This window comes from Dietzia sp. Die43 (assembly GCF_024519835.1).
Lineage (GTDB): Bacteria > Actinomycetota > Actinomycetes > Mycobacteriales > Mycobacteriaceae > Dietzia > Dietzia kunjamensis.
This window is the reverse complement of sequence record NZ_JALJRF010000004.1, coordinates 169,496-182,354: the sequence shown is the minus strand read 5'-3', so window position 1 is coordinate 182,354 and position 12,859 is coordinate 169,496. Positions and strand designations below refer to the sequence as shown.

Here is a 12,859-nt window from a genome sequence, read left to right as displayed (position 1 = left end):
CGTCAGCCGGGGAGGCTGATGCGCCCCTCCTCTGCGGCCTGGCCGATGTCCCGGCGGAAGTGCCCGCCGCCGAGCTCGATGCCGTCGAGGACCCGGTAGGCCTCGGCCCGGGCGGCTGTCAGGTCCGCCCCCGTGCCCACGACCGACAGGACCCGGCCCCCGGCGGAGACGAGTCGGCCCTCCGCGTCGCGGGCCGTGCCGGCGTGGAGCACGCCCGGTTGTTCGGCGCCTTCGATGAGGTCACCGCGCCGCGGCGTCGCCGGGTAGTGCTCGGCGGCCAGGACCACGGTCACGGCGGCGCCGTCCCGCCACACCAGCGGCGGCAGTTCGGCGAGTCGGCCGGTCGCCACGGCATGCAGTGCCTCGCCCAGCGGCGACTCGAGCAGCGCCAGTACGGCCTGTGTCTCCGGGTCGCCGAAGCGGCAGTTGAACTCCACGACCTCGGGCCCGGACGAGGTGATCGCCAGCCCCGCGTACAGCAGGCCGGAGAAGCCGCAGCCACGGGCGACCATCTCGCGGGCCACCGGCTCGCACACCTCGGTGACGATCCGGTCGACCATCCCCTGCGGCAACCACGGCAGCGGCGTGTAGGCGCCCATCCCGCCGGTGTTGGGACCGCGATCGCCCTCGCCGACCCGCTTGTGGTCCTGGGCGGGCAGCAACGGCACGACGGTCTCGCCGTCGACCAGGCAGAACAGGGAGACCTCCGGACCGTCGAGGAACGACTCCAACAGCACCGGGTGCCCGTCGTCGAGACAGGCGAGAGCATGCGCACGGGCCGCGTTGCGATCGGGTGTCACGACGACCCCCTTGCCGGCGGCCAACCCGTCGTCCTTGACCACCCAGGTCGGACCGAAGCGGTCGAGTGCGTCGTCGAGGTCGGCGGGCGAGTCCACGATCTCGGCGCGCGCGGTCTTCACACCCGCAGCCGCCATGACGTCCTTGGCGAACGCCTTGGATCCCTCGATGCGGGCGGCCTCGGCGGACGGGCCGAACACCGGGATCCCGGCCTCGCGCAGGGCGTCGGCGACGCCCGCGACCAGGGGCACCTCGGGACCGATGACGACCAGTCCGGCGTCGAGCTTGCGGGCCAGGGCCGTCACGGCTGCCGGATCGGTCACCGCGAGTTCGTGGCACTGCGCCTGCACCATGCCGGGGTTGCCCGGCGCGGCGTGCAACTCCGTCACCGCGGGATCCGCGGCGAGGGCGACGAGGAGGGCGTGCTCACGGGCACCGGAACCGATCACGAGAATGCGCACGACGACCACAGTAGCCCGGCCGCCGCGCCGGGTTGGCCCGGCCCGGAACGAACGGGCTCTAGACCCCTGCGTCGGCGGTGATGTCGGCGGCGGGGAACGCCGCGTCGCGGGACCGCAGACCCTCGTCGGTGAGCAGGTCCGTCATACACAGATCAATGGTCCGTGCGGTCGACCGTGCGGCGTCCGGGGTCCGCATCGGGCGGATCCCGAACATCGCCTGGGCGCTGAGTCCGTCGATCGCCGCCCACAGCGGCAGCTCGTCGTTCATGACGACGCCGGGCCGGAACGCCCCCGCCTCGATCCCGCGCTCGACGATCGCCTGCAACTCCACGTTGATGGCATCGGCGTGCGCGGCGACGGTCTCCGACGGGCCCAGGTTCTCCATCATCGTCCGGGCCCACGCCGGCTCGTCGATCGCGAACTCCACCACGGCGAGGGCCGCCTCGCGCAACTGGAGGTAGGCGGCGAGGACCGGATCGGACTCCGCACCGCCGACGGCCGAGGCCGCCACGCGCCCGACCAACTCGACGAACCCGCGGGCCGCGACCTCCTCGACGAGCTGCTGCCGATTGGCGAAATGGCGGTACGCCGCGGTGGCGGACACCCCGATGTGCGGGGCGATCTCCCGGAGGATGATCGCCTTCTCCCCTGAGACCCTCGCGCGCGCGGTGGCCTCCTGGATGATGGCGTTGCGCAGATCGCCGTGGTGGTAGGCCTTCTTCTTCACCGCACCCTCTGCCGTCGCAATACCTGCCTCGACCATGTCGATGCTCCTTCGCGTATGTAGAGAGAACGGGGGCCACCCGGCGGGTGGCGGATACATCCATTAGACCACTTTTCGCCAGTCTGCCACCTGAGGTCATCGCCCCCGATACGTAGGCTGGGGTCCATGTCGACCGTTTTCAGCAAGATCATCGCCGGTGAACTGCCCGGCCGGTTCGTCTGGAAGGACCCCGAGGTGGTCGCCTTCCTCACCATCGCGCCGGTCGCGCCCGGACACACCCTGGTCGTCCCGCGCGCGGAGGTCGATCGGTGGACGGATCTGGAGCCCGCGCTGCTGACCCGGCTCAACGAGGTCGCACAGGCCGTCGGCAAGGCGGTCGTGGGAGGCCTCGGCGCGGCGCGCGCCGGGTATCTCATCGCCGGCTTCGAGGTGCCACACACCCACATCCACATCTTCCCCGCCGACGACATGTCCGGGTTCGACCTGTCACTGGCGGACCCCGACGCGCCCGCCGAGGAATCCGACGCGGCGGCGGAGACCATCCGGCGGTCGCTGCGCGAACTGGGCTACGGGGAGTTCGTCCCGGAGGCCTGACCCGGACCCCGACTCGTCCTCCCGCCCCTCCGGTTCAGTGGCCGAGAGCCCGCCAGACGTTCTGCATGTCCTGGTAGTCGGTCCAGTCCGCGACGAGCCCGTCGCGGAGGGTGAAGAACGACCCGACCTCGACCCGTAGCCGCTTCCCCCCCACCGTGAGGTGGGTGGTGCGGTTGAGCGCCGCGGTATCGTCGGAGCCGAGCACATGGTGGATCTCGATGACGACGTCGGTCGCGATCTCGGCGTTGAACTCCAGGAGCTGCCGGAGTCCCTCGTGGCCACTGACGGTTTGGATGCCCTCCAGCGTCAGGGTGATATCCGGAGCGCAGTACGACCTGGCGGCCTCGAAGTCGCCCGAGAGCGCCGCCTCGACCAACGCCCTCGCCACGTCGCCGGGGCCCCCGTCGCGCGGCCGTCGTCCACCCATGCCGCTCCCCGGCCCGTCATCCGATGACGTCATCGATCGTTTCCATGCTCTTGTAATCCGCCCATCGCGTGACCACCCCGTCCTCGACTTCCACGAAGGAACAGCCCCGGATCTCGATCCCGCCACTGGGCAACGTGTACCGCTCGATCCGGCGCAGCGCGACGACCCCCTCGGATTCCAGGATCTCCCCCTCCACCGCGATGGTGAGGAAGCCGGCCAGCCGGGAGAGGTCGGACACGATGTCGCGGACACCGTCGTGCCCGACATAGCGCCTGACCTGGCCCGTCGTATAGACGATCGACGGGGAGGACAGGGCCACGGTCCTCTCGGCGTCACCGGACGCGAGGGCGGCCATCCAGGCCGTGGCGATCTCTCGTGCGGACTGTCTCATCTCAGCGTCATCTCGGCTGCGTCTTTCTGGCGACGGGCGTGTCGAGAACATTCTACTCACCAGTAGACGGAAGCTAACAATGATTACTGAACTGCGGTTCCCCGCGCGGCTCGGCACCTCGCGACAACTGGGACGGCCTCATCCTTGGCCTGTCCTCAGCTTCCGGCTCGACCGCCGACGCCACGCGAGAGCTGGAGACGAGACTTGAACTCGCAACCGCCCGGTGTACTGTGGGCAGGTTCGGCCCTACCGCGAGTGCTCGGGATTCCGGCTAGTGCAGGTCTACGCGATTCGGAGTGTTCACGATTCCGGCTAGTGTTCGTCAGTCTCATCTGATTTGGGTGGGTAAAAGGTGGGCGACCCACCCGAAACGACAACGGCCCCGGGGTGCTCAATCCCGGGGCCGTCGCCGCACTCATGCACGCTCACCGCGCACCGTCCAGTGTAGCGGTCGCACAGCCCGACGAGGACACGTCCGCACAGCCGCTCAGCCGGTCCCAGACAGTCCACTTCGAGGTGCGTCGACCGCTCAGCCGGTGGGGGTCTGGAACCAATGTGTACCGAATGTGTACCGGGCCGCTTTTGGCGATATGTACCAATGTGTACCCGATGTGTACTCGGCCCTGACCTGCGGTTTCCGAAGTGTACCGGCATGTGTACTCGGCCCCCGCCTCGATGTGTACCAGTGTTCTCCCCCGTCTACTAGGACGGGGGAACACATCAGGCCGACCCCCGGTATGAAATGAGAAGGTCAAGACCACGGCCCACCGGCTGAGCAGACCTCACCCTCAGGCGGCGGCGGTCACCCTCACCGGGCACGGTCACCCTCTGGCGGCGGGGACCTCGGATCGGGGGCTGCCGCCCCCACCGCTACGCGGCGGGGTTGCCCTCAAACACCCGTGCCCGATGTGGGTGGGTGGCGGCGGCGAGCACGACACCCGGCCGCGACGACCACCCCACCCCACGGGGCCACCCTCTCCCCCGGCCTCGACCCTCAGCCGTGACCCTGTGTCGATTCCGGGGGCTTCCGAGCGCCCGAAACCCTCCTGGACGGGCGTCCGTTCCCACCGTTCCCTCATCGTTCCCCGCCGTGACCAGCATCGTTCCCGGCCGTTCCCTCATCGTTCCCGCCGCGGGGAGGGTCCCGATACGGCCCCCTGGGACCCCTGAGACCCCCTCGTTGACATGTCACCATCGACTTCCCCAGTCCGTACTCGGCAAAGCGGACAGAGCGGGTCGGCTGTACAACGCCCCCGGGGGATGAGGTGGTGCCCCAGGGGTCACAGCACCGGCCAGCGTCCACGCTGACGGCCTCCCGCCCGCGCCGTGGGTCCGAGGGTGGGCGCGAGGTCGTCAGGCCGTCAGGGCCGCGTCAGTACAGCTCGCGCAGCCGCCGGGACTCGCTCATGTCGACCTCGGTGGACCTCGGGGCGCGCGGGGCGCGTCCACCCTCGGCCGCGGTCTTCTTGGCGTGGCACCGTCGGCAGATCGCGCCGAGGTTGCTCGGGTCGTCGGTGCCACCCTCGGCCACACACACGATGTGATCGACGTGGTCGACACCGTCCTGCCCGCAGAGGTAGCACCGGTAGTCATCGCGCTCGAGGATCTCGGCGCGCAACCTGCGCCACGGTGCGCCGGCCGTGGCCTTACCTCGGCGCGATCCCTGCCAGTTCTTGCGCGGCGTGCAGGTCTCGCAGTACTTGGCCGGGGGATGCACGAGGTTGGTCTCGCAGCCGGGGCAACGTCGTGGGGCTCTGGGCATGGGGTCCTCCTGGTCGTGGTGGTGGTGCCCGCCGGCGAGGTGGCCGTGGGGCAGGGTCGATGTGGGTGCGGATGGGCACGGCCGCGGGGTCGTTGTGGGTAGTCCACAAGGTGAGCCCTGCGCGGCGGGGGTGGTCGTCGTGGCGAGGGTGTCGACGTCATGGTCGCAGCCAGCACCGACGGCGTGATCCCGCGATGTGGTCGGGGGGATTGCGCATCGTGGGTGTTGGTGACCTCGTACAACACGCGGCCTCGGTGGTCCCGGCCGCGGGGTGGACGCCGATCCGCTGCCCCACCTGGTGCGCGGCGCGGGCACGGGCCCGCCGAGGTCGAGGGGATAGACCACCGCCCGCCTGCCCTCGGTGTGAGGACAGACGGGCGGCGTGTGCGGGCCAGAAGTTACCCGCCCCGCGGTGTCCGGGTATGCGGCCCGGGCGCGGTACCCGGCCAGCATACCGGCGCGAGGTGCGCTGGTCGGGGGTCATGTGGTCAGCCGCGATAGACGCGGCCGTGGCCGAGGCGCTCCAGCATCTCGGCGGTGGCGCGGGGGATCCCGGCCAGCACGACCCCGGCCTCGACGGTGCGGCCGTCCCACACGAGGTGGTCGGGGTGCTCGCCGATGGTGATGTCGGCCAGGTCCTCGCGCTCGGCTGTGGTGGTCACGCCGACACCACGATCTTGGACACCGCGCCGGGGTTGGGGAACCCGAACGCCGCGCGCATGATGAGCCGCAGAGCCGTCGAGTCGGTGTCGAACAGGAACTGGTCCGAGGTCTCGACGGTGGCGTCCTCGCGGATCACGGTCTTGACCTGGGACTTGTCGACACCGTAGATCGTGCCCTCGGTGGCGTACGGGCTGATGTGGATCCGCGCACCCTCGATCATCCGGCGCGACGGCTGGGTGGGATCGACGCTGAGCAGGCCCTCGTTCGAGCCGGTGGACTTGCGCAGCTTGGCCAGGCGGACCACGTCGGCCTTGGCCATGATCCAGTCGGTGACGCTGCCGTGATCCTCGATGGCGGCGGCGGCATCGGTGAACGCGTCCAGCGAGGAGAGCGCGCCGGATACGGGGATCGTGTTCACCCCGGTCACGCTGGCGAGAGTTTCCGCGGGGCCGTTGGTCACGGGGGCCGAGAGCCACGCCTGATCGAGCTTGCGGGCGGCGTCACGCAGCAGGCCCTCACCGATCGCGTCGGTCGCGGCCGGCGAGGAGTCGTCCCTCAACTCATTTGTGATGGTCGACAGCACGGCGAGCTTGGCCGGCTCGACGGTCAGCTCGGTGGCGGTGCCGTTGCTGATCGGGATCTTGCCGCCCTCGGGGACCCACTCGGCGCTCGGGTCGGCGGTGATGATCGGGAACCGCGCCTTGTTGCTCGTGATGTGAACAACGTCCGCGGCCTCGGCGGCGACGGCCGCCCGCTCCAGCGGACGGATCACCAGCTCGAGAACCTGCTCCGGGGTGAGGATTGCCTTGTATTCGACCGAACCGGCCATGATGCGCCTCCTGGGCGTGGGTGCGTACGGGGGTTGAGCCCGGCGCATCCCGCGGCCGTGGGGCTGGTCGGCATCCCGCCGACGAGGAGAGGCGACACCCTCCCGCATCCCGCAGGGTGGGTGTCGCCTCTCATGTTACGTCACAGTGACGGTTCGTCTACCGGGTGCCGGATCCTTCCCGACGGATCAGGGCCTCACCCCACGACGGCTTCCCGCCGCCGACGCCCTCGACGTTGGACCGGGAGTGACCCCAGTCGGGATGACCACCTCGGGCCGGGCGGCGGGCACCCTTGGCCAGACCGGGGCGGCTGTCAGCCAACGCGGCGGTGAGGGCGAGCACCTCGGTCTCGTCGACCTCGCCGTCCTCGGTGAGTACATCGGCCAGGGCGATGCCGCCGACCTCGAACAGATCCGCCGCCTGTTCCAGCACACCACCCGCGATCCGCTCCACCTCGGCCCGCTGGAGCTTCTCCACCTTGGCGGCCAGGGTCTCCCGCGCGGCCTCGGCCTCCTTGAGCTTGGCGCGGGTGTTCTCATCCCGGCGGGCCTGCCGGTCACCCTTGTCGGCGGGGTCCTCGTCGGCGTCGGCGTCGGGGTCGTCCTCGTCGCCGGACCCCCGGTCGCCGTTGTCGCCGCCCGTGCCGTCCGCTGCCCCGGCGGGCTTGCCGCCGTTGTCGCCGGGCGGGGTGCCACCGGATCCACCGCCGTCGGGGCCGTCGAGGAATCGGAGTGCGGCGAGCAGGTGTGCGCGTGAGACGTTCATGGTGCAGTGGTCCCTTCGTCGGGGGTCGTGGGTTCGGGGTCGGTCGGCGCGGGCTCGACGGGGTCGGGCTCGGGTGCCGGGGGCGGCGGGGGCGGGGTGTAGATCGGCGCGGTGGGTGCAGGTGCAGGTGCACCGGTCTCGTCCACGCGCAGGGTCGGCCACCGTCGGCACCGGATGCCGGGGCGGCGGGTGACGATGGTGGGCAGACCGGGCGGCGTCTCGGTCGGGCTGTACCCGTACACCGCCCGCAGCAGGGCAAGTTCCACGGGCGTGGCCGTGCGCAAGGTGCGCTTCTCGGTCACGTCGTCGATCTCGGTCTCCTGCTCGGCCCGGTCGAGGTCGCCGGGCAGGGGTGCGCGCGGCGTGAGCCACCCTCGTGGATCGTCGAGCGGATAGAACTCGGGCAGGGTAGCCGGGTCCACGACGGGCACGTCGTCCTCGGTGAACGGTTGGGTGGGGTCGGCGGTGATCATGCGCCGTCACCGCCCTCGGTCCCGTCGGTGCGGCCCTCGACCTCGGCCAGGACGGCGGCGTGGGCGGCGTCTCGCCTACCGATCGCGTCCTCGGTCATGGCCTCGATGTAGCCGGTCATCGTCTCGGGGTCCCGGCCGCAGGCACCGGCGATACCGGCCAGCGCCCACAGGGCCAGGGTCCGGCACACCGCCACCGGATTCTCGGCACCGCGGAGCAGATCGTCGGCCCGGTGGTAGTCGGCGGCGTGGATCGCGCCGAGCAGGGCGGCGGCGTCGACCGCGGCGTCGGCGGTCAGCAGGACGTCGTTCGGGGTGGGGTTCGGGGTCTGGTCGGTCATCGTTCGGTCTCGCTCTCGGTGGTGGTGGCGGGGTAGGTGACGGCGTCGACGTACCTCACGGACCGGCCGACGAGGCGCTGTTCGACGAGCTGTTCGTCGAGCAGGTACTCGAGGACGACGGCGAGGTCCTCGGTGACGTTGCGGCCGTCCTCGTCGATGGCGTGGACGAGCCCGCCGCAACGGCGGCGCAGCTCCGTCGAGGTCAAGCCGAGCGGGTAGTGGCCGAGGGCCTCGCGGACGGCCTGACGGGCTCGGGGGTGGGGGCGGTAGGTGGTCATGGGGTGGTGCTCCGATCTTTCGAGGTTGCGGCGCTGCGGTACTTCCCGGCGTAGATCCCGGTCACGCGCGGGGATGTGGTCTCGGCGAACTCGTCACACGCGGCCCGGACCGGGCACGTCCGGCAGATCTTCGCGGCGCTGGCGACTCGCACGTTGAGCTCGGCGCGGGTCTCGTGCGCCGGGCTCGGGTCGAACTCGTCCCACCGCCCGTGACACGAGGCACGGTGGACCCACCGCACCTGTGGCGCGTCGGTGATGACCGCCATGCGCGGCCAGGGGACCTTGCGGGCCTTGTGCGGGGCCGGCCAGTTCTCGGCCGACGCGCGGTGGTCGCGGGCGGGGCTCATTGGCCGTCACCGCCGCCTGCGGCCGGGAGGTCGGTGGCCTGCCGCAGCGCGGACCGGAACCCGGCCAACATCTCGGCGGTCTCGTCGTAGGACATGCGGGCACGGTCCGCGATAGCGCGGGTGTCCGGGTCCTCGGGGTGGGTGCGGTCGGGGCGGTGCATGGTGGTGGGTCTCCGTTTCAGGTCGCGGGGAAGGGATTGGGAGGCGTCTCGGCGGCGCTGCCGGGCGTGCCGAACTGGGGGTCATCGAACTTGTCGGAGAGCGGATCCTCGGCCTCGACGTACCGGCGGGCATGGCGCAGCGTGGAGCTCTTACCGCTCTCGGACACCTGCTTGTCGAGGTAGCCCTCGAACATCAGCAGCTCGACCGCGCGCAACGCAGCGCCCCGATTACCGCCGACGCCGGTGGCAATCTTGTTCTGGGATAGCCACTCGTCGCCGCGCTTCTCGGCGTAGGCGCTGGCCTTGGCCATGAGCACGGTCGGCCGGAAGGGCTTCGGGGCGGCGCCCTCGGCGATCCCTGCCGGGGGCTGGAACGTCACGCTGGTGTGGCCGGGGGTGGTCTTGGCGTCGACGACGACCTCGGCGATGGGTTGGGTCCGGTCGCTCGCGCGGAACTCCCCCGCCTTCTCACGGATCCGGCCGGGGCGGTCTTTGCCCACACGGATCGAGACGCGGCCGATGAGACCGATCCCGCACGGCTCGATGATCTCGATGGTGAACGCCGCCCCGGTGAGGCCGTTCATCTTGGCCTGGGAACCGATGGCGAACCGGCCGCGGCCGTCGTTGGACTTTGTCACGTGGTCGACCATCGCCACGGCCGCGCCGGTCCGGTCGGCGATGCGGTGCGGGACCTCGGACACCCACCGCGTGACCTCGTCGGCGTCGACCGACTTAGCGCCGAACTGCACGAGGGCATCGGTCACGCCGTCGAGCACGACGAGGTCGGCAGGGTCGGCGAGCAGGCGGTCATACGCCGCCCGTTCGGCGGGGGCCAGCGGGTTCGCCTCGGGGCGGACGTACACGAACCGCTCAGGGTCGCGCAGCACCGACGGCTCGGCACCGAACGCGACGAGACGGGCCATTACCGACCGGGGGTCGGACTCATAATCGACATAGACGGCGCGTCCGCCCGCGTCGAGCACCTGGACCACCGCAGCCTGAGCGACGCCCGACTTGAAACTCTCGCTCTCGCCGTGGATCGAGTGCGTCAGCCCCGGATAGAGCATCATCACGCCGTCGGTGCGGGCGAGCATGGTGGGCTTGACCTCGGGCAGGGTGCCGTCGAGGACAGGGCCGAGGTCGACGGGATCCCACGAGGGCGCGGACGGGGTCGTCTCGGCGCTCGCCGGGGCATCGACGAACAGTCGCCCGCCGGGGGACTCGACGACCATGCCCGCGAGGTGATCGCCGACGGGGTCCGGGTACTTGGCCGGGTCGTAGCCGTAGGCGAACGGCTGGACACCCGAGCTCTCGCGGATGTGACGCATGGCCTTTCGGACCGCGTCCCGGTCACGCTCGGCGGTCAGGAGTGGGTAGACCAGCCGACACCCGGCGGTGAGTGCGGCGAACGACGTTTGTTCGACCTCGGCGAGACCGCCCTCGACGCTCAGGACGGGTACGCCCTCGAGGCGCAGGTTGTCGACGCCCGCGTGGTCCTCGTTGAGCAACACCCACGGCATGTCGGCGGGGTCGATGTAGTCGAGGCCGTACGGCTCGCGCAGTACGTCAGGGAGCGGGGCTAAGGCGGTGGCGGGGGCCATGCGTGGGCCTCCTTCGGGGGGCACGGTGAGCGTGTGGGGTCGTAGCGGTGTGCCTTTCAGGCAGTGGGGGCCAGGCCGAGCGCGGTGCGCAGGTCGGCGGTGGGCACGACGTACCGGCTGCCGACCTTGAGCACGCGGACCGGGAACGTCCCGGCGCGGGCGGCGGCGTAGGCCGTCGACTTGCCGATTCCGAGGGCGCGGGCGGCGGTGATCAGGTCGCAGGAGACGCCGAGGCGGTCGATCTCGTCGGGGGTCATTGGAGACCTCGTTTCTCGTGTGGGGCAACTTTGGGCGTAAGTTGCCGCTAGAGAGAACAGTAGACCAAGTTTCTAGCCAGCGCCACTCATTCCGGGTAAGTTGTCGCTATGCGGAACACAGAAGATGACGGCCGGGACACCCGAGGTAGCGCAGAGGCGCGGGAGTGGGCGGCCCGTCAGGTGGCCCTCGTGGGCGAGAACGTCGCCCGTCTACGGCACTCCCTCGGCCTCTCAGCTGTCCAGCTCGCCACCCGCACCGCCGAGCACGGTTACCCGATCACCCGGGGCACGATTGCCAAGCTCGAGGGCGGGCACCGGGGCGGGAAGCTGGACATGGCCGAGGTGCAGGTGCTCGCCGCCGCGCTCGAGGTCCCTCCCGTCGAGCTGCTGTTCGCCGGCCTACCCGACGAGTCCACCGAGGTCCTGCCCGAGGTGTGGGTGCCGGCGTGGGAGGCGATGCGCTGGTTCACCGGGGAGGCTCGCGGGGCGAACAACCCCGTCCCGACGCGGACTGACCTCATCGAGGCGGTACGGCAGAGGGTCGACCTGCGGTACCTCGTCGACGAGATTTCGATGCAGGTGCTCGCCGCGGGGCTCACCCCTCACGGCCCGCTCGATAAGGCCGAGCTTGAGCGCCAACTCGGCCGGGCGCGGGAACGGCTCGCAGCCGCCGAGCTGAAGGTGGCCGAGCTACGGGCCGGCCGTGCCTAGGCATCCCCTGCCACTGGGGACCTGGGGCAGGATCACCCGCGCCGAACTCGGGCCCGACCGGTGGCGCGCACGGGCCAAGTACCGGGACCACGACGGCGTTACCCGCGTGGTGGAGCGCACCGGCAAGACCGGCGCAGCGGCCGAGCGGGCACTCGTGACCTACCTCCGCGACCGTGCGCGGCCGTCGGACGGCCAGGACATCACCGCCGACACCGAGCTCGTCGACCTCGCCGCCGCGTGGGTGGCGACCCTCGACGACGGGCGGCGGACACCGCAGACAGTCGAGAAGTACCGCGCGACCATCGACAAGCACATCACCCCGGCACTCGGCGGCGTGCGGGTCGGTGAGGCGTCGGTGGGCAAGCTCGACCGGTTCCTCCGCGCCGTGGACGGGGACGCGACGGCCAAGTGGTGCCGGGTCATCCTTTCCGGCATGTTCGCGCTCGCGGCTCGCCACGATGCGATCGAGCACAACCCCGTCCGGGACACCTCGACGCGGCACCGCCCCGCCAAGGTGGTCCGCGCGCTCACCCTCGACGAGGTCGCACAGTTCCGGGCCAACGTCGCCGCGTGGTGCGGCGGGAACACGATGGGTCCGCCGCGTGGGGACGACCTCGCCGAGCTCGTCGACGTACTCCTCGGCTCCGGCGTGCGGATCGGCGAGGCTCTCGCCCTGCGGTGGGAGGATCTCGACCTCGACGCCGCCCTGCCGACGCTCACGGTCCGCGGGACCGTCGTGTTCGTCGGGGGCAGGTACGTCCGTCAGCCCACGGCCAAGACCTCGGCGGGGCACCGCGGGGTGATCCTGCCCGCGTTCGTCGTCGCGGCGCTCCGTCGACAGGCCGCGCGCGACCTCCCGGCCGACGACGGGCTCGTGTTCCCCTCGGCCAGGGGTGGGCCACGCTCCCCCGATAACGTCCGCCGGCAACTCAGGGCGGCGCGCGGCGAGGGATTCGAGTGGGTGACGCCGCACGTGCTCCGCAAGACCACCGCGACCATCGTCGAGCGGGCCGTCGGGATCGACGCCGCCGCCGCTCAGCTCGGACACTCCGGGTCCCGCGTCACCGCCGCGCACTACATCGAACGCGCCGCCACCGCGCCCGACCTGCGGTCCGCCCTCGACGCCCTCGGCCCCGTTTCGGGTGGGTTTCGGGTGGATGAGGCGGCCGATTCGGCGACCTAGTCGACGTTCTCCCTGGTCAGAGAGCTGGAGACGAGACTTGAACTCGCAACCGCCCGATTACAAGTCGGGTGCGCTACCAATTGCGCCACTCCAGCACG

18 protein-coding genes and 1 tRNA gene are annotated in these 12,859 nt (G+C 71.0%); 3 read left to right on the top strand and 16 right to left on the bottom strand.

The window, feature by feature from the left end; translation table 11 throughout:
- Nucleotides 1-2 precede the first annotated feature (2 nt).
- Complete coding sequence (gene purD, locus NR111_RS04905; protein ID WP_067711933.1) at nt 3-1,259, bottom strand: phosphoribosylamine--glycine ligase; 1,257 nt, start codon at nt 1,257-1,259, stop codon at nt 3-5.
- A 58-nt stretch (nt 1,260-1,317) separates the two neighbouring features.
- Nucleotides 1,318-2,022, bottom strand: a complete 705-nt coding sequence (locus tag NR111_RS04900) for a TetR/AcrR family transcriptional regulator (RefSeq protein WP_067711930.1) — start codon at nt 2,020-2,022, stop codon at nt 1,318-1,320.
- Nucleotides 2,023-2,148: 126 nt separating this feature from the next.
- On the opposite strand from NR111_RS04900, the gene NR111_RS04895 reads away from it, so the two are divergent.
- A complete protein-coding gene (locus NR111_RS04895) occupies nt 2,149-2,577 on the top strand; it encodes an HIT family protein (RefSeq protein WP_067711927.1) in 429 nt (142 codons plus the stop codon).
- 34 nt (nt 2,578-2,611) lie between these two features.
- On the opposite strand, the gene NR111_RS04890 is transcribed toward NR111_RS04895, so the two are convergent.
- The 13 genes from NR111_RS04890 to NR111_RS04830 all read right to left on the bottom strand — a co-directional run bounded on the left by NR111_RS04890 (nt 2,612) and on the right by NR111_RS04830 (nt 10,867).
- Entirely contained in the window at nt 2,612-3,037 is a 426-nt protein-coding gene (locus NR111_RS04890) for a nuclear transport factor 2 family protein (protein ID WP_253701707.1), read from the bottom strand.
- Nucleotides 3,021-3,395, bottom strand: coding sequence for a nuclear transport factor 2 family protein (locus tag NR111_RS04885; protein WP_067711923.1), 375 nt, complete (start codon nt 3,393-3,395; stop codon nt 3,021-3,023). The genes NR111_RS04890 and NR111_RS04885 overlap by 17 nt, the downstream gene beginning before the upstream one ends.
- A gap of 1,372 nt (nt 3,396-4,767) precedes the next feature.
- Nucleotides 4,768-5,157, bottom strand: a complete 390-nt coding sequence (locus tag NR111_RS04880; protein ID WP_256820116.1) for an HNH endonuclease — start codon at nt 5,155-5,157, stop codon at nt 4,768-4,770.
- A gap of 488 nt (nt 5,158-5,645) precedes the next feature.
- Nucleotides 5,646-5,819, bottom strand: coding sequence for a hypothetical protein (locus NR111_RS04875; protein ID WP_256820115.1), 174 nt, complete (start codon nt 5,817-5,819; stop codon nt 5,646-5,648).
- On the bottom strand, nt 5,816-6,649 hold the full coding sequence (locus NR111_RS04870) for a phage major capsid protein (protein WP_256820114.1): 834 nt from the start codon (nt 6,647-6,649) through the stop codon (nt 5,816-5,818). Before NR111_RS04870 ends, NR111_RS04875 begins: the two co-directional genes overlap by 4 nt.
- 157 nt (nt 6,650-6,806) lie before the next feature.
- Nucleotides 6,807-7,412, bottom strand: a complete 606-nt coding sequence (locus tag NR111_RS04865; protein ID WP_256820113.1) for a hypothetical protein — start codon at nt 7,410-7,412, stop codon at nt 6,807-6,809.
- Nucleotides 7,409-7,885: a hypothetical protein gene (locus NR111_RS04860; RefSeq protein ID WP_256820112.1), complete on the bottom strand. Its 477-nt coding sequence runs from the start codon at nt 7,883-7,885 to the stop codon at nt 7,409-7,411. The genes NR111_RS04865 and NR111_RS04860 overlap by 4 nt, the downstream gene beginning before the upstream one ends.
- Nucleotides 7,882-8,223 carry a hypothetical protein gene (locus NR111_RS04855; RefSeq protein ID WP_256820111.1) on the bottom strand — a complete coding sequence of 114 codons (342 nt, stop codon included), beginning with the start codon at nt 8,221-8,223 and terminating at the stop codon, nt 7,882-7,884. The genes NR111_RS04860 and NR111_RS04855 overlap by 4 nt, the downstream gene beginning before the upstream one ends.
- The gene (locus NR111_RS04850) at nt 8,220-8,501 is read right to left on the bottom strand and encodes a hypothetical protein (RefSeq protein WP_256820110.1); all 282 of its coding nucleotides are present in this window, start codon (nt 8,499-8,501) and stop codon (nt 8,220-8,222) included. The genes NR111_RS04855 and NR111_RS04850 overlap by 4 nt, the downstream gene beginning before the upstream one ends.
- On the bottom strand, nt 8,498-8,848 hold the full coding sequence (locus NR111_RS04845) for a WhiB family transcriptional regulator (protein ID WP_256820109.1): 351 nt from the start codon (nt 8,846-8,848) through the stop codon (nt 8,498-8,500). Before NR111_RS04845 ends, NR111_RS04850 begins: the two co-directional genes overlap by 4 nt.
- Nucleotides 8,845-9,009 (bottom strand): hypothetical protein, encoded by a 165-nt coding sequence (locus tag NR111_RS04840; RefSeq protein WP_256820108.1) that lies wholly within the window; start codon nt 9,007-9,009, stop codon nt 8,845-8,847. The genes NR111_RS04845 and NR111_RS04840 overlap by 4 nt, the downstream gene beginning before the upstream one ends.
- Nucleotides 9,010-9,026: 17 nt before the next feature.
- Nucleotides 9,027-10,610 (bottom strand): AAA family ATPase, encoded by a 1,584-nt coding sequence (locus NR111_RS04835; RefSeq protein WP_256820107.1) that lies wholly within the window; start codon nt 10,608-10,610, stop codon nt 9,027-9,029.
- Between the two features lie 56 nt (nt 10,611-10,666).
- A complete protein-coding gene (locus tag NR111_RS04830) occupies nt 10,667-10,867 on the bottom strand; it encodes a helix-turn-helix domain-containing protein (RefSeq protein WP_256820106.1) in 201 nt (66 codons plus the stop codon).
- Between the two features lie 108 nt (nt 10,868-10,975).
- Between NR111_RS04830 and NR111_RS04825 the strand changes: the two genes are divergently transcribed.
- Complete coding sequence (locus NR111_RS04825; RefSeq protein ID WP_256820105.1) at nt 10,976-11,578, top strand: helix-turn-helix domain-containing protein; 603 nt, start codon at nt 10,976-10,978, stop codon at nt 11,576-11,578.
- A complete protein-coding gene (gene xerC / locus NR111_RS18680) occupies nt 11,571-12,761 on the top strand; it encodes a site-specific integrase (RefSeq protein ID WP_256820104.1) in 1,191 nt (396 codons plus the stop codon). Before NR111_RS04825 ends, xerC begins: the two co-directional genes overlap by 8 nt.
- Before the next feature lie 22 nt (nt 12,762-12,783).
- Here xerC and NR111_RS04815 read toward each other — a convergent pair.
- Nucleotides 12,784-12,856: transfer RNA gene (locus NR111_RS04815), tRNA-Thr, on the bottom strand.
- Between the last annotated feature and the right edge of the window lie 3 nt (nt 12,857-12,859).

Coding starts and splice junctions, on each gene's coding strand:
- NR111_RS04900 (WP_067711930.1), bottom strand. CDS start 2,022: ATGGTCGAGGCAGGTATTGCGACGGCAGAGGGTGCGGTGAAGAAGAAG.
- NR111_RS04895 (WP_067711927.1), top strand. CDS start 2,149: ATGTCGACCGTTTTCAGCAAGATCATCGCCGGTGAACTGCCCGGCCGG.
- NR111_RS04890 (WP_253701707.1), bottom strand. CDS start 3,037: ATGACGTCATCGGATGACGGGCCGGGGAGCGGCATGGGTGGACGACGG.
- NR111_RS04885 (WP_067711923.1), bottom strand. CDS start 3,395: ATGAGACAGTCCGCACGAGAGATCGCCACGGCCTGGATGGCCGCCCTC.
- NR111_RS04880 (WP_256820116.1), bottom strand. CDS start 5,157: ATGCCCAGAGCCCCACGACGTTGCCCCGGCTGCGAGACCAACCTCGTG.
- NR111_RS04870 (WP_256820114.1), bottom strand. CDS start 6,649: ATGGCCGGTTCGGTCGAATACAAGGCAATCCTCACCCCGGAGCAGGTT.
- NR111_RS04865 (WP_256820113.1), bottom strand. CDS start 7,412: ATGAACGTCTCACGCGCACACCTGCTCGCCGCACTCCGATTCCTCGAC.
- NR111_RS04860 (WP_256820112.1), bottom strand. CDS start 7,885: ATGATCACCGCCGACCCCACCCAACCGTTCACCGAGGACGACGTGCCC.
- NR111_RS04855 (WP_256820111.1), bottom strand. CDS start 8,223: ATGACCGACCAGACCCCGAACCCCACCCCGAACGACGTCCTGCTGACC.
- NR111_RS04850 (WP_256820110.1), bottom strand. CDS start 8,501: ATGACCACCTACCGCCCCCACCCCCGAGCCCGTCAGGCCGTCCGCGAG.
- NR111_RS04845 (WP_256820109.1), bottom strand. CDS start 8,848: ATGAGCCCCGCCCGCGACCACCGCGCGTCGGCCGAGAACTGGCCGGCC.
- NR111_RS04840 (WP_256820108.1), bottom strand. CDS start 9,009: ATGCACCGCCCCGACCGCACCCACCCCGAGGACCCGGACACCCGCGCT.
- NR111_RS04835 (WP_256820107.1), bottom strand. CDS start 10,610: ATGGCCCCCGCCACCGCCTTAGCCCCGCTCCCTGACGTACTGCGCGAG.
- NR111_RS04830 (WP_256820106.1), bottom strand. CDS start 10,867: ATGACCCCCGACGAGATCGACCGCCTCGGCGTCTCCTGCGACCTGATC.
- NR111_RS04825 (WP_256820105.1), top strand. CDS start 10,976: ATGCGGAACACAGAAGATGACGGCCGGGACACCCGAGGTAGCGCAGAG.